Origin of the sequence: Pseudomonas sp. B22129 (assembly GCF_044218875.1) — a bacterium.
In the GTDB taxonomy this organism is placed as follows: domain Bacteria; phylum Pseudomonadota; class Gammaproteobacteria; order Pseudomonadales; family Pseudomonadaceae; genus Aquipseudomonas.
The window spans coordinates 6,721,005-6,738,646 of record NZ_CP162592.1 but is presented as its reverse complement, the minus strand read 5'-3'; the positions used below and the strand labels follow the sequence as shown (position 1 = coordinate 6,738,646).

Here is a 17,642-nt window from a genome sequence, read left to right as displayed (position 1 = left end):
TGCTCGTATGATTCGCACGCTGCCCGCCCTTTTTGCCCTGCTGTTCGCCGCGCCCTTGATGGCTGCGCCCGCCGGGCAACAAACCCTGTTCAATTTCGTGCGGCCTGCCGATGTGGTCAAAGTGGCGACCCAGGACGCCAGCCTGCCGCAATACAACGCCGAACAAACCCCCGAAGGCGAAGTGCTGCGCCGCATCACCTTCAACCCGGCCGCTGAACCGAGCCTGGTACTCAGCCCGCAGGCCGGGACCTGGGACTGGTCGCAGTCGGGGGCCATGAGCCTGCGTATCCAGAGCGCCATGGACTGGGCGCTGACGTTGTACGTCAAAGTGCAGAGTACGGATGGCAAGACGCTGGTCAGCCGCATCGATCTACCCGCCGGCCCGGCTCAGACGCTGCTGATTCCGTTGCAAGCCAATTCGCCATTGAGCCAGGGCATGAAGGCGGGTCCGCCGATGCCAATCACCGTGGATGGCCAGCGTGTGCTGCTGGGCAGCAGCGCCGGGGAAATCGACCGCAGCCAGGTTGCTTCGGTCACCCTGTCGATGATCAAGCCCAATGCCGCGCAAAGCATCCTGCTGGAGCGCTTTGGCGTGCAGGACATTGAACCGGTCATGAAAGCGGCTTACAGCGAACTGGTGGATGCCTATGGTCAGTCCACCCGTGCGCGCTGGCCGGAAAAAGTCAGCAGCGACGACCAACTCAAGGCTGCCGCCACCAAGGAGCAACAACAGCTCAAGGGCTGGCTGGCTGAGCGTGACAAGTCTTCGCTGGACCAATATGGCGGCTGGAACAAAGGCCCGGCGTTCGAGGCCAGCGGGTTTTTCCGCACCGAGAAACGTGACGGTCGCTGGTACCTGGTGACGCCGCAAGGCCATCCGTTCTATTCCCTCGGCGTGAACACCGTGGCGCCGGACAACAACCAAACCTACGTGGCAGGCCGCGAGTGGATGTTCGCCGCGTTGCCCAAGGCCGGCGAGCCGTTCGACAAGTACTACGGCAGCGGTGACAACCGTGGTGGCAATGGCGCCGATCAGGGCCGGGGCTTCAACGTAGGCCGCTGGTACGACTTTTACGGCGCCAACTTGCAGCGCACCTATGGCGGCGAAGGTTTCGACCCGAAACGCTGGGTGACTCACACCCTCGACCGTTTGCAAGCCTGGGGCTTCAACACCGTGGGCAACTGGAGCGACGAAGGGTTAGCCACCGCTGACCGCGTGCCCTACACCTTGCCGCTGTCGATCGTCGGTGATTACGCCAGCATCAGCACCGGCACCGACTGGTGGGGCGGTATGCCCGACCCGTTCGACCCGCGCTTCGCCATGGCCACCGAACGGGCCGTGGCCATTGCCGCGCGTGATCATCGGGATGATCCGTGGTTGATTGGCTACTTTGCCGACAACGAGCTGGCCTGGGCCGGCCCGGGCGACGATCCGAAGTCCCGTTACGCCCTGGCTTACGGCACTTTGCGCATGACCACTGACGTACCGGCCAAGCGGGCGTTCCTCAAGCAATTGCGCGACAAATACCGTAACGAAGACGGCCTGTCGAAAGCCTGGGGTATTCACCTGGCGGGCTGGGAACTGATGGAAGACCCGGGTTTCGAGCCGCCGATGCCGAGCCCTGAGCACCCGGAAATCGAAGCCGACTTCAAATACTTCCAGAAGACCTTTGCCGACGCCTACTTCAAGACCATCTCCGACTCGCTCAAATGGCACGCGCCGAACCAACTGTTGCTGGGCGGCCGTTATGCCGTGAGCACCCCGGAAGCTGTGGCGTCGTGTGCGCAGTATTGCGATGTGTTGAGCTTCAACATGTACACCCTCAAACCGCAGGACGGTTATGACTTCGCTGCCTTGCGCGCGCTGGACAAACCGGTACTGATCACCGAATTCAACTTCGGCTCGGCGGACCGTGGCCCGTTCTGGGGCGGCGTGACGCAATTGGCCCGCGAAGAAGATCGCAGCGCGGCGTACAGCACCTTCCTCAAGCAAGCCATGGCCGAGCCGTCGATTGTCGGCGTGCACTGGTTTCAGTACCTCGACCAGCCAGTGACCGGGCGCCTGCTGGACGGTGAAAACGGCCACTTCGGCCTGGTCGGCATCACCGATGTGCCCTTCCAGGGGTTTGTCGACAGCGTGCGTAAAAGCAACCTTGCGGCGGTCGATCAGTTGGGCAAGGAAGCCGAAAAAGCCAAGGCTGCCAGCGCGGTGCGTGAAAGTGAAGGCGGCAAGGCCGGGCATGAGGGCAAAGGTGCGGGGCAGGGCGGCGGGCATGCCGGCGGGCACTCTGGAAATGGCCATTGATTCATGTTTGACGGGTTCACAAAACCCGTAATGGCTGGAACAATGGCCGCCATTTCTTACAGCGTTTTCCGAGGCGGATCAGGTGCAGATTCAGGGTCATTACGAGCTCCAGTTCGAAGCGGTACGTGAGGCATTCGCCGCCTTGTTCGATGACCCGCAGGAGCGTGGCGCCGGGTTGTGCATACAGATCGGCGGCGAAACCGTCGTCGACCTGTGGGCCGGTACCGCCGACAAGGACGGTGCCGAAGCCTGGCACAACGATACTATCGTCAACCTGTTTTCCTGCACCAAGACCTTCACCGCTGTCACGGCCCTGCAATTGGTGGCCGAGGGCAAGTTGAAACTCGACGCGCCAGTTGCCGATTACTGGCCTGAATTCGCGGCGGCCGGCAAAGAAGCCATCACCCTGCGCCAGTTGCTGTGCCATCAGGCCGGGTTGCCGGCGATCCGCGAAATGCTGCCCACCGAAGCGCTGTACGACTGGCCATTGATGGTCGACACGCTGGCGGCCGAAGCCCCGTGGTGGACGCCGGGCGAAGGTCATGGCTACGAGGCCATCACCTATGGCTGGTTGGTCGGCGAATTGTTGCGCCGTGCCGACGGGCGCGGGCCGGGTGAGTCGATTGTGGCGCGAGTCGCGCGGCCATTGGGCCTGGACTTTCATGTCGGCCTGGCGGACGAAGAGTTTTATCGCGTTGCTCATATTGCGCGCAGCAAAGGCAATATGGGTGATGAAGCGGCACAACGCTTATTGCAAGTAATGATGCGTGAACCTGCGGCAATGACTACCCGTGCATTTGCCAACCCACCGTCTATTCTGACCAGCACTAATAAGCCCGAATGGCGACGCATGCAGCAGCCGGCGGCAAATGGTCACGGTAATGCACGCAGCCTGGCGGGTTTTTATAGCGGATTGTTGGACGGTAGTTTGCTGGAAAGCGACATGCTCGAACAATTGACGCGCGAACACAGTATCGGGCCGGATAAAACTTTATTGACCCAAACCCGTTTCGGGCTGGGTTGCATGTTGGATCAGCCGCAGTTGCCCAATGCCACGTATGGCCTTGGCCCACGTGCTTTTGGGCACCCCGGGGCTGGTGGTTCGGTGGGGTTTGCCGACCCGGAACATGATGTAGCATTCGGTTTCGTGACTAATACACTGGGGCCTTATGTACTTATGGACCCGCGTGCACAGAAGTTGGTCGGAATATTGGCCGATTGTCTGTAAAGCGCTTGCTGTTTCACGTTTTTTTGTTACAAAGGCAACTATAAGAAGGCGCTGAACGAAATTGTGTAACTTTAATGTTCTGTAAGCGTCTGTTTAACGGGTCAACCAGACCCCCTGATTTTTTCTCATTTTGTGGATATCTCATGTTATCGAACAAGTCCTTGGCACTGGCGCTGTGCCTCACTATTACTGGCTGCGCACAAACTCCACAAAATGATGCCGAAGGCGGGCACTGGTGGTCATTTGGCGGTGACAAGGCTGCTACCAAGGACGCAGTGACCCAAACCGACGCCAAGCCTGCTGCCCCGTCGGCCCCGGCTGCTGGCGCCAAGCCCGCCGCACCGGCTACCGCCGCCGCTGCCCCGGCTCCAGCCCCGGCCGCCGCGCCTGCCCCGGTCGCCAAGGCTGACACCGGCTCCAGTTGGTGGCCGTTCTCTTCCAAAAGCGCTGACGAAAAGGCGGCCGACGCCAAGGCCGACCTGAAAGCCGACCTCAAGGCTGCAACCCCGGCCAGTGCGCCGGACGCCGCGCCTGCTGTCGCCAAGACTGACACCGACACCAAATGGTGGTGGCCGTTTGAAAGCAAGCCAAAACCTCTGGCCAAGGTCGATGTCACCAACGTGGTGATGCCTGACCCGAAAATCACCCAAGCCTGGCTGGACGACTACGAGCCGCGCCTGCGCGCCGCCATCAAGGACAGCAACCTGCAACTGGAGCGTCGTGAAAACGTACTGGTTGTGATCGCACCGGTAGACGGCTCTTACAACCCGAAGCGCCCGGCGATGTTGCTGCCGGTGACCCTGGGCCCGTTCACCCGCGTCGCCAAGGCGGTTGAAGGCGACCCGAAGACGGCCGTGCTGGTGCTCGGCCACGTCGACACCAACGGCGCCGAGCCCGTGAGCCAGGCGTTGACCCGCGAGCGCGCACAGTCCATCGCTTCGATTTTCAGCCTCAGCGGCCTGAAGCAGGACCGCTTGATGATGCGCGGCATGGGTGACCTGATGCCACGTGCCGCCAACGACAGCACCCAGGGCCGCGCCTTGAACCGTCGTATGGAAATCATGTTTACCCAGCGCACCACCATGCTGGCGTTGTTGAACAAATACAGCTCGGGCAAACCACCGGTGGCCGAGATGGTCGCGGTGCAAACCGCACCGGCACCTGTACCGGCACCGGCAGCGAAGAAAGCCGCTCCGGCGAAGAAAGCTCCGGCCAAGAAAGCCGCCGCCAAGCCAGTCGCGAAAAAAGCCGCTGCCAAGCCGGCCGCGAAAAAGGCTGCACCGAAGGCGGACGCCCCCGCAACGAACGACCAGGCAAAAAACTGATCCGTTGAACCAGAAGGATAAAGCCGCATGACCCAGGCACTGGCCGATATGCGCCGTGACTACACACGGGACGGTTTGAGCGAGGCGCAAGCCCCAGGCGAGCCGTTTGCGTTGTTCCACCAATGGTTTGGCGATGCGGTGAAAACCGAACAGCCACCGGTGGAGGCGAATGCCATGACGCTGGCCACGGTCGACCAGGAAGGTCGCCCGCACTGCCGCATCCTGTTGCTCAAGGGCCTGGATGCACAGGGTTTTACCTTCTTCACCAACTATCAGAGTGCCAAGGGCGAACAGCTTGCGGCGCGGCCGTTTGCGGCCATGACCTTCTTCTGGCCGACCCTTGAGCGCCAGGTGCGCATCGAAGGCCGGGTGGTCAAGGTCACGCCGCAAGAGTCGAATGCTTATTATCAGGTACGCCCGCTGGGCAGTCGTCTGGGCGCTTGGGCGTCGCCGCAGAGCAAGGTCATTCGTGACCGCGAAGAGCTGCACGACCTGCTCAAGGCCACCGAGCAGCGTTTCAGTGATACCCAGCCCGATTGCCCCGAGCATTGGGGTGGTTATCGCTTGCTGCCAGAGCGCATCGAGTTCTGGCAAGGCCGCGCCAGCCGCCTGCATGACCGCCTCAACTATCGCCTTGAAGCGGGCGAGTGGACGCGCGAACGCCTGGCGCCCTGAGCTTCGCCTTTCGTCACCTTCCAGGAATATTGCGTGCCGCTCCGACGTTTTACTCAAGCGTCTCGGGGCGTGCGCGGCTGCGTGACGACTACACTGCCGAGTGGGTCCATGACATTCTTTCGAACACGTCGAGTGCTACCGTTCGTCGAGTTTTCTGGTACTGGCAGTCTGTACTAAGGCTGAATGAAAGCAATTTTCTGCCTGGCTTGCCGTGACAGGCGCCAAGCCGCAGCGTCTAATGAATACCTGTCCTTTGGAGTTGATGCTATGCGTAAGTCCGTTTTACTAGTTGCCTGCTTTACCACCCTGTCGTTGCTGTTGGGTGGCTGCGCCTCGAGTCTGACCGGCGACTCGTACTCCCGTGACGAGGCGCGTCGTGTACAAACCGTTCGCATGGGCACCATCGAGTCCCTGCGCCCCGTGAAGATCGAAGGCACCAAAACCCCAATCGGCGGCGCTGCGGGCGCAGTCATCGGCGGCGTTGGCGGCAGCGCCATCGGCGGCGGCCGTGGCAGCATCGTGACCGCAGTGATCGGCGCGGTAGCCGGTGGCCTGCTGGGTTCGGCCACCGAAGAAGGCCTGACCCGTACCCAAGGCGTGGAAATCACCGTTCGCGAAGACGACGGCAGCATGCGCGCCTACGTCCAGGCGGTTGAAGAGAACGAAATCTTCCGCATTGGCGACCGCGTACGCATCATGACCGTCAACGGTACCAGCCGCGTTACCCGTTAAGCGTCGGTTGTAGCAACACAAAACCCCCAACCGGGTGACTGGTTGGGGGTTTTTGGTTTTAGAGGCGAGCGGGCTTGCCCTAATGCCAGTCAGTTAAGGGCGAACGCTGTACCTGTGGCGAGGGCGCTTGCTCCCGTTGGACTGCGCAGCAGTCCCAGGCTTTGTAAACAAAGAGACGGGACCGCTTCGCGGCCCAGCGGGAGCAAGCTCCCTCGCCACAAGGTTGCGCTAGCCCCTCCAAGCGTCAGTTCAAACCTGAAAGTGTTTCACCATCGTATTCAACTCATGCGCCAGGCTGGCCAGTGATTGCGAAGCAGCCGTCGTTTGCGTTGAACCTTCAGCCGATTGAATCGACAACTGCTGAATATTCAGCAAATTGCGATCCACTGCCCGGGCAACATCAGCCTGCTCAGCCGCTGCGGTGGTGATCACCAGGTTGCGGTCGTTGATCTCGTCGTTGGCCGCCAGGATATCCGCCAGTGCCTGTTGCGCCAGTTCGGCCAGCCCCAGGGTTTGCCGGGTCATGGTGCTGCTGTCGAGCATGGTGTTGACGGTGCTGGCGGTGTTGGTCTGGATGCTGCCGATCATCTGCTCGATTTCCTGGGTCGATTGAGCGGTGCGATGGGCGAGGGCGCGAACCTCGTCGGCGACCACGGCGAAACCGCGCCCGGCTTCACCGGCGCGGGCCGCTTCGATGGCGGCGTTCAACGCCAGCAGGTTGGTTTGCTCGGCAATCGTACGAATCACATCAAGCACCTTGCCGATCCCTTTGGCCTGCTCGGCGAGGCCACCGACTTGCCCGGAGCTGACTTCAACCCCACGGGTCAGCGCCTGGATTGAGTTCAGCGCCTCAACCATGCGTTGCTGACCTTTCAACGCAATACTGCGTGACTCTTGGGACAGGTCGGAAGTCGATGCCGCATTGCGCGCGACGTCTTCAATCGCCGTGGTCATCTCGGTGACGGCGGTGGCGGCCTGCTGGATTTCTCCGTGCTGCTGTTGCAGGTCGCGGCTACCCTCGGCAGTCACGGCATTCAGTTCTTCGGCCGCAGCGGCCAATTGGCTGGATGAACCGGTGATTTGCCGCAGGGTCTGCACCAGGTTGTTACGCATGGTTTCCTGGGCCCGAAGCAAGCGCGTGGCTTCGTCGTTGCCTGTGGGATTGATCGGGTGGGTCAGGTCACCTTTGGCAATGGTTTCGGCCACTTGTACGGCTTCATTGATTGGCCCGGTGATACTGCGGGTCAGCAGCCACGCCACCAACACGGTGCCGGCACTCACCAGCAGGATAACGATCGCAATACCGTTTACCGCATGCCGGTAAGCGTTTTCGGACGTGCGCCCGGCCTGTTCTGCGCCTTTGTTGGCGAGGTCGATCAACTGGTCGAAGTTCTTGGTCATCTGCTCATAGCTTTCCCGGATGCTGTTGAGAAAGTCGCGGGCGCCGGCCTTGTCGCCTGAGCGTGAGCGCTTGAGCATCTCGGTGTGGTTTTTCGCGTACCCATCAAGGCTCTGGTTGAACACTTCAAGCCGGGACTTTTCCTCCGATGTGCGCAGTAGCGCGGCGTATTGGCCCAATTGCTCCTTGACGGCTTTCAAGCGCCCGGCAGATTTATCTTCGTAGGTCTGCATATCCGCATCGCTTGAGGACAGGATGTGCGCCATTTCGCCCAGGCGGAAACGGTCGAGCGAGGCATTCGCCAGGGCCAGCAACCGCACACGCTGCATCCAGTTGTTCTGAATGTCGGTTGCCTGGGACTGGACTTCGCCAATCTGTTTGAGGGCAAACAGGCCGAGAAACACACTCAGCGACGCAATAGCAGCGAAGCCGATGAAGGCTCTGGCCGCGATTCTTATATTTCTCAGGAACATGGGCTTGTCGCTCGGGCTGAAACGCGTTGGGGAGCAAGTGCGGGCAGTGAGATCGCCACAACAGATAGTCGGCGGGAGGGGGCAAGTCTTTAGGTGGCTGATGATGAAACCTGAGCTGCGCAAAAAGAAAAACCCCAACCGGTTACCCGGTTGGGGTTTTCAGAGCGCTTCAGAGGATCAGGCGTGCTTGCGACTCGCCATCGCCGTGACTGCATAACCGATGCACGCCGCCAGGATCGAGCCGGTCAGAATGCCCATCCGGTCTTCGCCGGCAAATTCACTGGCGCCCGGCACAAACGCCAGGGAGCCGACAAACAGGCTCATGGTGAAGCCAATGCCGCACAGGATGGCCACCCCGAATACCTGGCCCCAATTGGCACCGCTCGGCAACGCGGAGAGGCCGGTTTTGACCGCGATCCAGGTCAGGCCGAATACGCCGACGGTCTTGCCGATCAGCAGGCCGGCGGCGATGCCCATGGGTACGTGGTGGGTGAAGCTGTCGAGGCTGACCCCGGCCAGCGAGACGCCGGCGTTGGCAAAGGCGAACAGCGGCAGAATGCCGTAGGCCACCCACGGATGCAGCGCGTGTTCCAGGGTCAGCAGTGGCGATGGCTCGGCATTTTTGGTGCGCAGCGGGATGCAGAACGCCAGGGTCACGCCGGCGAGCGTTGCGTGTACGCCGCTTTTGAGCACACACACCCACAGGATCAGGCCGATGATCAGGTAGGGCCCAAGCTTGATCACACCCAGGCGGTTCATCGCGATCAAGGCAATCAGGCACGCGCCTGCACCTGCCAGGGCGGCGCCCGAGAGGTCGGTAGAGTAGAACACCGCAATTACGATGATTGCGCCGAGGTCGTCAATGATCGCGAGGGTCATCAGGAACAGTTTCAGCGACACCGGCACACGCTTGCCCAGCAAGGCCAATACGCCCAATGCAAAGGCAATGTCGGTGGCCATGGGAATCGCCCAGCCCGAGAGTGCGGCGGGGAAGTCCCTGTTGATTGCCCAGTAGATGAGTGCTGGAACGACCATCCCTCCAATGGCCGCCGCGCCTGGCAAAACCACTTGTGACGGTTTGGACAGGTGGCCATCAAGCAACTCGCGCTTGACCTCAAGGCCGATCAGCAGAAAGAACAGGGCCATCAGGCCGTCGTTGATCCACAGCAGCGCAGGCTTGGCGATTTTTACGGCACCGATCTGTGCGACTACGGGTGTGTCGAGAAAGGCGTTGTACAGGTGCGACAACGGTGAATTATTGATGATCAGCGCCAAGGCGGCAGCGGCGATCAACAACAGACCGCTGGCAGCCTCCAGCTGGAAGAAACGGGTGAAAGTGCTACGCAGAGGCACGAGATGCTCTCCAATCCAGGTTCAATAGGTGGGTACCCTAACCCGTACCGTTAGTTGTTAAAACAAAAGTTATATTCTTATTTGTTATAAGCAGCGACGTGGGTTGGGGTTATGCCAAAGCCTGGCAATTGTGTGTCCAATTGAGTCGTCACTGTATCTGTGTGCAGTGTAGGAAACCCCCTAAAATTGGGGCTGAAATCTTCAGAGATCCACCTTATGAGCGACCACCGTACCTGGGCACGCGAAGCCATTCGTATCATCGAAGCGGATTTTCAGCGCAGCGCCGACACGCACCTGATTCCTTTGCCACTGCCGGGGTTGCCGGGTATCGAGTTGTACTTCAAGGACGAGTCCAGCCATCCGACCGGCAGCCTGAAGCACCGACTGGCCCGTTCGCTGTTCCTCTACGCGCTGTGTAACGGCTGGCTCAAGCCAGGGGCGCCTGTCATCGAGGCGTCCAGCGGTTCTACGGCCGTTTCGGAGGCGTACTTTGCGCGCTTGCTCGGCCTGCCTTTCATTGCAGTGATGCCGGCCACGACCTCTCAAGCAAAGATCGACCAGATTGCCTTTTACGGCGGCAAGAGCCACTTGGTTAAAGACCCGACGCAGATCTATGCCGAGTCCGAGCGCCTGGCGAAGGAAACGGGTGGCCATTTCCTGGACCAATTCACCTACGCCGAACGCGCCACCGACTGGCGGGCGAACAACAACATCGCCGAATCGATCTTCCAGCAGATGCGCTTCGAACATTACCCCGAGCCGAGCTGGCTGATTTCCAGCCCCGGCACGGGCGGCACCACGGCGACCCTGGGGCGTTATGTGCGGTATCGCCAGCATTGCACCCGCGTGCTGTGCGCCGATGCCGAACGCTCGGTGTTCTTCGACTTTTACCAGACGGGTGACGCCAGCCTGCGCCTGGACTGTGGTTCGCGCATTGAGGGTATTGGGCGGCCACGCGTAGAAGCGTCATTTTTGCCGAACGTGATTGATGCGATGGTCAAAGTGCCGGATGCATTGTCCCTGGCGGCCATGCATTACTTGGCTGAGCGGTTGGGACGGCGGGTCGGTGGGTCCAGCGGGACTAATCTGATCGGCGCTCTGGTGGCCGCGCAGCAGATGAAAGCCGCGGGGGAATCGGGGTCGATCGTGGCGATCCTGTGTGATGGGGGCGAGCGGTATGCGACCACCTATTATGATCAGGCGTGGCTTACCGCGCAGGGTTACGAGCTGGGCAGTTTGATCGCGGCCGTTGCGGCGAGTGTGGAGCGGGGTGAGCAGTTGCCGGATACGATCCTGCGCGCCAACATCTGACACGACGCATAGCTAAATGTGGGAGCGGGCTTGCTCGCGAATGCGGTGGATCAGTCAGCACATTAATCAACTGACAGACCGCCTTCGCGAGCAAGCCCGCTCCCACATTTAAACTGCGTAGTTTTCGGATTTTCCGATCAGTCTTCGATGCCCAGCATATCCCGCGCCAGCGCCTCGGCAATCCGGATGCCGTCCACGCCCGCCGACAGAATGCCGCCGGCATACCCTGCACCTTCACCGGCCGGGAACAGGCCTTTCACGTTCAAGCTCTGCATCGTTTCGTTACGGGTAATCCGCAGTGGCGACGAAGTGCGGGTCTCGATCCCGGTCAATACCGCGTCGTGCAGCGAATAGCCTTTGATCTGCTTCTCGAACGCCGGCAGTGCTTCACGGATCGCTTCAATGGCGAACTCCGGCAGTGCCAGGGCCAAATCGCCCAGCGCCACGCCCGGTTTGTAGGACGGCTCCACGCTGCCAAGGGCGGTGGACGGCTTGCCGGCGATGAAGTCTCCCACCAGTTGCGCCGGGGCCTCGTAGTTGCTGCCGCCGAGGATGTAGGCGTGGGATTCCAGGCGCTCCTGCAGCTCGATCCCGGCCAGCGGGCCGCCCGGGTAATCCACTTCAGGCGTGATGCCGACCACGATGCCGGAGTTGGCATTGCGTTCGTTACGCGAGTATTGGCTCATGCCGTTGGTGACGACGCGGCCCGGCTCGGACGTTGCCGCAACCACCGTCCCGCCCGGGCACATGCAGAAGCTGTAGACCGAGCGACCGTTCTTGGCGTGGTGCACGAGTTTGTAGTCGGCTGCGCCGAGTTTCGGGTGCCCGGCGTACTTGCCCAGGCGCGCGGCATCGATCAACGACTGCGGGTGCTCAATGCGAAAACCCACCGAGAACGGCTTGGCTTCCATGTACACGCCACGGCCGTGGAGCATACGGAATGTGTCGCGGGCGCTGTGGCCGAGGGCCAGGATGACGTGTTTGGAAAGGATCTGCTCGCCGCCGTCGACGACCACGCCGTTCAACTGGCCATCTTCGATCAGCACGTCGGTCACGCGCTGTTCGAAGCGCACCTCACCGCCCAGGGCGATGATTTGCTGGCGCATGTTTTCCACCACGCCGGTCAGGCGGAAGGTACCGATGTGCGGCTTGCTGACGTAGAGAATTTCTTCCGGCGCGCCAGCCTTGACGAACTCGTGCAGCACTTTACGGCCGTGAAATTTCGGGTCCTTGATCTGGCTGTACAGCTTGCCGTCGGAAAAGGTACCGGCGCCGCCTTCGCCAAACTGTACGTTGGACTCGGGGTTGAGCACATTTTTGCGCCACAGGCCCCAGGTGTCCTTGGTGCGCTGGCGCACTTCGCGGCCGCGCTCGAGAATGATCGGCTTGAAGCCCATCTGCGCGAGCAGCAGCCCGGCGAAGATCCCGCACGGACCAAACCCCACCACGATCGGACGTTCGACCAGGCCTTCCGGCGCCTGGCCCACCACCTTGTAGCTGACGTCCGGCGCCGGGTTGACGTTGCGGTCATCAGCGAACTTGAGCAGCAGGGCGGCTTCGCCCTTGGCGTTCAGGTCGATGGTGTAGATGAAGCACAGCTCCGACGACTTTTTACGGGCGTCGTAGCTGCGTTTGAACAGGGTGAAATCGAGCAGGTCATCACTGGCGATGCCCAGGCGCTGCACGATGGCAGGCCGCAGGTCTTCTTCGGGATGGTCGATGGGCAGCTTGAGTTCGGTGATTCGTAACATGACAGGGTCCGGTAGGCGGCGGGCTTTGATGCCGGCTGTTTTGCAAACCGGCGATTATAAGCCCCAAAGGCGGTTTTCCGTCAGGTTAAAACAACGGGGGGGCGCAATCAGTCGTCGCGCGAACCACCAAATGCCGCGCAACCGCGCTGTACCTGGCCATTGACGCGCAGCTCGGCGGTCATGTGCTGCAGGTTGCCGCTGACCGGGTCGACGCAGCGCTGCGGGGCTACCCACAACTCGACATGTTGATTGTTGGCTTCCGTCATCAGGTTGAAACGGCCGTCACCGATTTGCTCTTCGACGTAGGGTACGGCCAATGGCGGTTGGCCTTCGCGTTCCAGCACCATGCCCTTGGCTGTGACATTCATTGCCCAGGCCGGCTTGTGGCCATTGGCGCGCAGGATCATGCGTTTGAAGTCCGGGTCGTTACAGGCCGACGTCGAACGCTCGACGCGATAGAGCTGCTGCAACTCCACCGAACCCTGGGTGCCGGCGGCAACCCCGGAGAATTTGCCGCGCAGGTCGGCAAACAGCGCGCCTTGCTGGCCAGCCAGAGAGGCGGCTTCCTGCAGCACGCTGGTGCCGCCGGTGTCGTTGACCACGTAGTTGCGCTGGTCGCCACAGGGCTGGAACAGCAGCTTGCCGCCCACGGCCGTCAGCTCACCCTGCATGCGGGTCATCCCGGCGGTGGAGGGCTTGGCCGGCTCGCTTTCGAACATCTGGCAAGCGGTGAACAAGGGCAGCAGGGCAAACAGGACGAGGGTACGGGCGGCACGCATTGATCAGTCTCCAAACAAGTGCCGCCACGTTACGCAGGCTGGCGCTGCATCACAAGTCAGGAGTGAGAACTGATGCTGTGAGAAAACCGGAAGGGCATCGTCCTACAGCGAGAGGTGCTTTGGTGTGCAATGCTTGGATTTTGCGTGGGAGGTGTAAGCCGTGAACATACAAACCGCTTTGTTTGGCGTGCTGGTGATGGCGTCCAGTGCGTGGGCCGAGCAACCGGTCAAGCTTTTCTACAACTCGCAGACTGACTTTGCACAGATTAGCCTGTCGCTGAAAGCACAGGACAACGCCAACCCTCAATACGTTGGCGTGCAGGTAGTCCTGAGCCCGGCTGCCAAAGCGCGTACGACAGAGTTGATGACGCTGGCCTTGAACAAGTCGATGACGCTCTATGTAAATGGCTGGCAGTTGAGCACTGTTACAGTTCACGACCCCATCGCAAGTGGGCAGATGCAGTTTCAAATCCCCAGACAGATGCTCCTGAGGATGATGCCGTCATTGATGCGATAACCCCCGGATGTCACTCAACCAAAAGGCCGGTGGCACCCGCGAGGCATTCAACCCACAATGAACGTCTGACCAGTCTGCAAACCTTCAACGCTTTTTGCGTAGGCCAGTGCCACATCAGCCCCCTGCGCCGGTTTGAAGCCCCGGAAGTAGGGCGCATAGCTGCCCATCGCTTCCACTAGCACGGTCGGGCTCACCGAGTTGATGCGCAGGCCGCGTGGCAATTCGATTGCTGCCGCTTTGACGAACGCATCCAGCGCGCCATTGACCAGTGCCGCCGAGGCACCGGTGCGAATCGGGTCACGGTTCAAAATGCCGCTGGTGAAGGTAAACGAGGCGCCGTCGTTGGCGTATTCGCGGCCGATCAGCAGCAGGTTGACCTGGCCCATCAGCTTGTCACGCAGGCCTAGTTCAAAATCGGTTTCGCTCATCTCGCCCAGCGCAACAAAGTTGACGCTGCCCGCGGCGCAGACCAAGGCGTCGAATTTACCGGTTTGTTCGAACAGCTTGCGGATCGAGGCGCTGTCGCTGATATCCACCTGGAAGTCGCCACTGTTGCGGCCGATGCTGATCACTTCGTGACGCTGCGCCAGCTCTGCCTTGACTGCTGAACCGACCGTGCCGCTGGCACCAATCAATAGGATTTTCATCGTGCTGTTCCTCCAGGGGGTAAGTGAAGGTTCAGTCTAGAGTGGCTTTTTCCCTTGATAAACGTGCTAATAGGCAACCTTTGGTTTTCAAATGGAAACAATCCATGAGCGAGATGGATGACCTGGCGGCCTTTGCCGTGCTGATCGAAGCCGGCAGTTTCACCGTAGCCGCCGAGCAACTTGGCTGCAGTAAAGGCCAGTTGTCCAAGCGCATCAGCCAATTGGAGGCGCAGTTTTGCGTGGTGCTGCTGCATCGCACCACGCGTAAGCTCAGCCTCACTGCTGCCGGGGCGGCGTTGTTGCCCCAGGCTCAGGCGCTTGTCGTCCAAGTGGACCGTGCACGTCAGGCGTTGGCGCGACTCAAGGACGATTTGGCCGGGCCGGTGCGTATGACCGTTCCGGTATCGTTGGGAGAAACCTTCTTTGACGGCTTGCTGCTGGAATTTTCCAAGCAATACCCGCAGGTGCAGATTGAGCTGGAGCTGAACAACAGCTACCGCGATCTGGCGCGAGACGGCTTCGATTTGGGCGTACGCACGGGGGCTATCGAAAATGAGCGACTGGTGGCCAAACCGCTGCTGGCCTGGCACGAAATGACCTGCGCCAGCCCGGCCTACCTTGAGGAGCACGGTGAGCCATTGACCCCGGCTGATCTCGCCACCCATACCTGCCTGCTAAACAGCCATTACAGCGGGCGCGAGGAGTGGCTCTATCACCAGCAACATGAGCTGTTGCGAGTGCGGGTCAGCGGCACCTTTGCCTCCAACCACTACAACCTGTTGAAAAAGGCCGCGCTGGTAGGTGCGGGTATCGCGCGCTTGCCGTCCTACGTGTTACCGGCGGAATTGGCTGACGGCCGATTGCGCTGGCTCCTGCGTGATTATCAGACGCGAAGCATGCCGATGTATCTGGTTCATCCTTATCAGGGTGGCCTGCCGCGCCGAACCCAGGTACTCGCCGACTATTTGGTCGACTGGTTCAAGCGCAGCGGCGAAGCCCTGGACCGTCTTTAACGGTAGCGGCGTGCGATCAGATGATCGATGGAGAAGCAGCCCGGGCCCTTGGCGACCAACAGCAGCAGTATCGCGATCCAGGTGCCGTGGGTCGGGTAGGCTTCCGGGTAGACAAACAGCTGAATGGTCAGTGTCATGCCAATCAGGGCCAGGGCCGAGAAGCGCGTGGCAAAGCCGATCAGGATCAGTGCCGGGAAGAAGTGCTCGGCGAATGCGGACAAGTGTGCAGCCACTTCCGGGGAGAGCAGCGGCACGTGATATTCGCTCTGGAACAGCGGAATGGTGGAGGGTGCCAGCTGTGGCGCGCCCAGTTGGAACGTGCCGCTGATCAAGTCAATCGCAAAGTTTTCGACCTTGGTTTGCCCGGACTTCCAGAATACTGCTGCAATCGAGAAGCGTGCGAGAAAGGCGATCAGGCTGTAGGGGATTTTCTCAAACAGTGCAATCACCCGGTTGATGGGGTTCGAAGAAGAAGTGCTCATGGTGATTCCTTTTGTTCTGGGTGCAGGCCAGTGATGGCGTCGTGCCTGATCAGTAGCGTCAGGCATTGGTTCAGATCGAATTCGGTAGAGGCTTCGAGGGCGTGAGCCACGGCCATCTCCAGTTCTGCGCCCTGGTTCAGGCTGTTGATAAACGCGACCGAACCACTGTCGATGGCGAACACCTTGACCGTCAGGCCCTGACGCAGAACCAGTGCGCCTTGGGCATGCCAGGGGTCCAAAGTGGCCATGGCGCCTTCGGTCTGGTGCGCAGCCCACACCGCCACGACGGCATAGGCGGAGTTCAGGGCGGCAAGCGAGGGATGCAGTCGCAAGCGCAGTTTTCCCAGGGCTGCCTGACCTTGCAGCGCCTGGAGCACCGCCTGCTGGTCCAGCGCTTGGGTATCCGCCGCGTGGTAGGCGCGTACGCGCAGCCGCTCAAGGCGTGCAATATCGGCGAGGTATGGCACGCTGGCCGCTGGTTCAAAATCTTCGATAAAGGCCGCGAATGCACTGCCGTACTCGCTGATCAGCGGGCTGGTCGGTGGGTAGGCTTGTACGAACAGAGCGGCCATCGCGCGAAAGAACTCCTCGCCGACTAATTGCAGAGTCACCGGGTAAGCCGCCGCCAAGGCGTTGATCAACGAGCTGTGGACGTTGTTGCGGTACACCGAAAAACGGCTGGCGGGGTCGGCACCGTTGCTGCTGAATACACCTTCGGGGCAGGCTTGGTCGGGCGCGAGCAGGGCGTTGGCAAACGCTGTTTGATGGCTCATGAGGCCACCTGCGCGAGGTGCCAGTCGGCGTGTTGGGCTTCCGCTTGCAAGACGCTGAAAGCCGGCACTTGATTATCCCGCTCGATCAATGTGGCCACCGGGCCGGTGCGTGCCAGCACCTGTTCGTATAACTGCCACACCGCGTTATCGATGGGGGCGCCATGGTCGTCAATCAGCAGGCGGTCGCCGAGGCTGTCGGTGTCTTCGGCGAAACCCGCCAGATGAATCTCACCCACGGCGCGCAACGGCAGCGCATCAATGTAGGAAAGAGGATCACGCTGATGGTTGATGCATGACACATAGACGTTGTTGACGTCCAGCAACAGCCCGCAACCGGTGCGACGGATGATCTCGCTGATGAAGTCCGCCTCGTCCAGCGTGGAATGCCGGAATTGCAGGTACGTCGAGGGGTTTTCCAGCAGCATCGGCCGCTTTAGGGTGCTTTGCACCTGGTCGATGTGCTCGCACACCCGGTTCAGGGTGGCGGTATCGTAGGCCAGCGGCAGCAAATCATTGAGAAACACCGGGCCGTGGCTGGACCAGGCCAGGTGTTCGGAAAAAGAGTGGGGTTGATAGCGTTCGATCAGCGTGGCCAGCCGTGCCAGGTGCTCACGGTTCAATGGCCCTTCGCCGCCGATGGACAGGCCCACGCCATGCAACGACAGTGGGTACTGTTCGCGGATCAAACCCAGGTAGTGATGAAAAGGGCCGCCGGCCACCATATAGTTTTCGGCGTGCACCTCAAAAAAACCGATGTCGGGTGAAGTCTCAAGCACTTCGATGAAGTGTTCGTTCTTCAGCCCCAGCCCGGCCCTGTAAGGGAGGCCGGGCACCTGAGCTGGCGAGACCGTGTGCTGGGGTAAAAGCGTCATCATCAGT

Annotated in this window: 16 protein-coding genes; 8 read left to right on the top strand and 8 right to left on the bottom strand. The window is 60.7% G+C overall.

The features are described 5' to 3' along the window. Positions 1-7: 7 nt before the first annotated feature. The 5 genes from AB4P94_RS30780 to AB4P94_RS30760 all read left to right on the top strand — a co-directional run bounded on the left by AB4P94_RS30780 (position 8) and on the right by AB4P94_RS30760 (position 6,265). Positions 8-2,305, top strand: a complete 2,298-nt coding sequence (locus AB4P94_RS30780; RefSeq protein WP_395608814.1) for a beta-galactosidase — start codon at positions 8-10, stop codon at positions 2,303-2,305. An 82-nt stretch (positions 2,306-2,387) separates the two neighbouring features. Further along, positions 2,388-3,533 carry a serine hydrolase domain-containing protein gene (locus tag AB4P94_RS30775; protein ID WP_395608813.1) on the top strand — a complete coding sequence of 382 codons (1,146 nt, stop codon included), beginning with the start codon at positions 2,388-2,390 and terminating at the stop codon, positions 3,531-3,533. Between the two features lie 143 nt (positions 3,534-3,676). Beyond that, the gene (locus tag AB4P94_RS30770; protein WP_395608812.1) at positions 3,677-4,858 is read left to right on the top strand and encodes an OmpA family protein; all 1,182 of its coding nucleotides are present in this window, start codon (positions 3,677-3,679) and stop codon (positions 4,856-4,858) included. Positions 4,859-4,885: 27 nt separating this feature from the next. Then, a complete protein-coding gene (pdxH, locus tag AB4P94_RS30765) occupies positions 4,886-5,533 on the top strand; it encodes a pyridoxamine 5'-phosphate oxidase (RefSeq protein ID WP_395608811.1) in 648 nt (215 codons plus the stop codon). Positions 5,534-5,800: 267 nt separating this feature from the next. After that, the gene (locus tag AB4P94_RS30760; RefSeq protein ID WP_056857494.1) at positions 5,801-6,265 is read left to right on the top strand and encodes a glycine zipper 2TM domain-containing protein; all 465 of its coding nucleotides are present in this window, start codon (positions 5,801-5,803) and stop codon (positions 6,263-6,265) included. A gap of 249 nt (positions 6,266-6,514) precedes the next feature. Here AB4P94_RS30760 and AB4P94_RS30755 read toward each other — a convergent pair whose 3' ends face one another. Next, on the bottom strand, positions 6,515-8,137 hold the full coding sequence (locus tag AB4P94_RS30755) for a methyl-accepting chemotaxis protein (RefSeq protein WP_395608810.1): 1,623 nt from the start codon (positions 8,135-8,137) through the stop codon (positions 6,515-6,517). 177 nt (positions 8,138-8,314) lie between these two features. Then, the gene (gene nhaA, locus AB4P94_RS30750; protein WP_395608809.1) at positions 8,315-9,490 is read right to left on the bottom strand and encodes a Na+/H+ antiporter NhaA; all 1,176 of its coding nucleotides are present in this window, start codon (positions 9,488-9,490) and stop codon (positions 8,315-8,317) included. 216 nt (positions 9,491-9,706) lie between these two features. Here nhaA and AB4P94_RS30745 point away from each other — a divergent pair, with 216 nt between their 5' ends. Next, complete coding sequence (locus AB4P94_RS30745) at positions 9,707-10,801, top strand: PLP-dependent cysteine synthase family protein (RefSeq protein WP_395608808.1); 1,095 nt, start codon at positions 9,707-9,709, stop codon at positions 10,799-10,801. Between the two features lie 137 nt (positions 10,802-10,938). On the opposite strand, the gene AB4P94_RS30740 is transcribed toward AB4P94_RS30745, so the two are convergent. Both AB4P94_RS30740 and AB4P94_RS30735 read right to left on the bottom strand, forming a co-directional pair. Continuing rightward, a complete protein-coding gene (locus AB4P94_RS30740) occupies positions 10,939-12,552 on the bottom strand; it encodes an NAD(P)/FAD-dependent oxidoreductase (RefSeq protein ID WP_395608807.1) in 1,614 nt (537 codons plus the stop codon). A gap of 107 nt (positions 12,553-12,659) precedes the next feature. Further along, positions 12,660-13,331: a COG3650 family protein gene (locus tag AB4P94_RS30735; protein ID WP_395608806.1), complete on the bottom strand. Its 672-nt coding sequence runs from the start codon at positions 13,329-13,331 to the stop codon at positions 12,660-12,662. A gap of 160 nt (positions 13,332-13,491) precedes the next feature. Between AB4P94_RS30735 and AB4P94_RS30730 the strand changes: the two genes are divergently transcribed. Beyond that, on the top strand, positions 13,492-13,848 hold the full coding sequence (locus AB4P94_RS30730; RefSeq protein ID WP_395608805.1) for a hypothetical protein: 357 nt from the start codon (positions 13,492-13,494) through the stop codon (positions 13,846-13,848). 47 nt (positions 13,849-13,895) lie between these two features. On the opposite strand, the gene AB4P94_RS30725 is transcribed toward AB4P94_RS30730, so the two are convergent. After that, on the bottom strand, positions 13,896-14,495 hold the full coding sequence (locus AB4P94_RS30725; RefSeq protein WP_395608804.1) for a short chain dehydrogenase: 600 nt from the start codon (positions 14,493-14,495) through the stop codon (positions 13,896-13,898). Between the two features lie 104 nt (positions 14,496-14,599). On the opposite strand from AB4P94_RS30725, the gene AB4P94_RS30720 reads away from it, so the two are divergent. Next, positions 14,600-15,508 (top strand): LysR family transcriptional regulator, encoded by a 909-nt coding sequence (locus AB4P94_RS30720; RefSeq protein WP_395608803.1) that lies wholly within the window; start codon positions 14,600-14,602, stop codon positions 15,506-15,508. Here AB4P94_RS30720 and AB4P94_RS30715 read toward each other — a convergent pair. The 3 genes from AB4P94_RS30715 to AB4P94_RS30705 are packed head-to-tail and all read right to left on the bottom strand — an operon-like array spanning position 15,505 to position 17,638. After that, positions 15,505-15,990: a DoxX family protein gene (locus tag AB4P94_RS30715; protein WP_395608802.1), complete on the bottom strand. Its 486-nt coding sequence runs from the start codon at positions 15,988-15,990 to the stop codon at positions 15,505-15,507. The genes AB4P94_RS30720 and AB4P94_RS30715 overlap by 4 nt on opposite strands. Further along, positions 15,987-16,763, bottom strand: a complete 777-nt coding sequence (locus tag AB4P94_RS30710; protein WP_395608801.1) for a putative DNA-binding domain-containing protein — start codon at positions 16,761-16,763, stop codon at positions 15,987-15,989. Before AB4P94_RS30710 ends, AB4P94_RS30715 begins: the two co-directional genes overlap by 4 nt. Further along, complete coding sequence (locus AB4P94_RS30705) at positions 16,760-17,638, bottom strand: DUF692 domain-containing protein (RefSeq protein ID WP_395608800.1); 879 nt, start codon at positions 17,636-17,638, stop codon at positions 16,760-16,762. Before AB4P94_RS30705 ends, AB4P94_RS30710 begins: the two co-directional genes overlap by 4 nt. Positions 17,639-17,642: the final 4 nt, after the last annotated feature.

What these genes read in the sequence shown, in the direction of transcription:
- AB4P94_RS30740 (WP_395608807.1), bottom strand. Translation starts at nt 12,552, where the DNA reads ATGTTACGAATCACCGAACTCAAGCTGCCCATCGACCATCCCGAAGAA.
- AB4P94_RS30720 (WP_395608803.1), top strand. Translation starts at nt 14,600, where the DNA reads ATGAGCGAGATGGATGACCTGGCGGCCTTTGCCGTGCTGATCGAAGCC.
- AB4P94_RS30780 (WP_395608814.1), top strand. Translation starts at nt 8, where the DNA reads ATGATTCGCACGCTGCCCGCCCTTTTTGCCCTGCTGTTCGCCGCGCCC.
- AB4P94_RS30735 (WP_395608806.1), bottom strand. Translation starts at nt 13,331, where the DNA reads ATGCGTGCCGCCCGTACCCTCGTCCTGTTTGCCCTGCTGCCCTTGTTC.
- AB4P94_RS30710 (WP_395608801.1), bottom strand. Translation starts at nt 16,763, where the DNA reads ATGAGCCATCAAACAGCGTTTGCCAACGCCCTGCTCGCGCCCGACCAA.
- AB4P94_RS30725 (WP_395608804.1), bottom strand. Translation starts at nt 14,495, where the DNA reads ATGAAAATCCTATTGATTGGTGCCAGCGGCACGGTCGGTTCAGCAGTC.
- AB4P94_RS30760 (WP_056857494.1), top strand. Translation starts at nt 5,801, where the DNA reads ATGCGTAAGTCCGTTTTACTAGTTGCCTGCTTTACCACCCTGTCGTTG.
- AB4P94_RS30755 (WP_395608810.1), bottom strand. Translation starts at nt 8,137, where the DNA reads ATGTTCCTGAGAAATATAAGAATCGCGGCCAGAGCCTTCATCGGCTTC.
- AB4P94_RS30770 (WP_395608812.1), top strand. Translation starts at nt 3,677, where the DNA reads ATGTTATCGAACAAGTCCTTGGCACTGGCGCTGTGCCTCACTATTACT.
- AB4P94_RS30715 (WP_395608802.1), bottom strand. Translation starts at nt 15,990, where the DNA reads ATGAGCACTTCTTCTTCGAACCCCATCAACCGGGTGATTGCACTGTTT.
- AB4P94_RS30705 (WP_395608800.1), bottom strand. Translation starts at nt 17,638, where the DNA reads ATGATGACGCTTTTACCCCAGCACACGGTCTCGCCAGCTCAGGTGCCC.
- AB4P94_RS30745 (WP_395608808.1), top strand. Translation starts at nt 9,707, where the DNA reads ATGAGCGACCACCGTACCTGGGCACGCGAAGCCATTCGTATCATCGAA.
- pdxH (WP_395608811.1), top strand. Translation starts at nt 4,886, where the DNA reads ATGACCCAGGCACTGGCCGATATGCGCCGTGACTACACACGGGACGGT.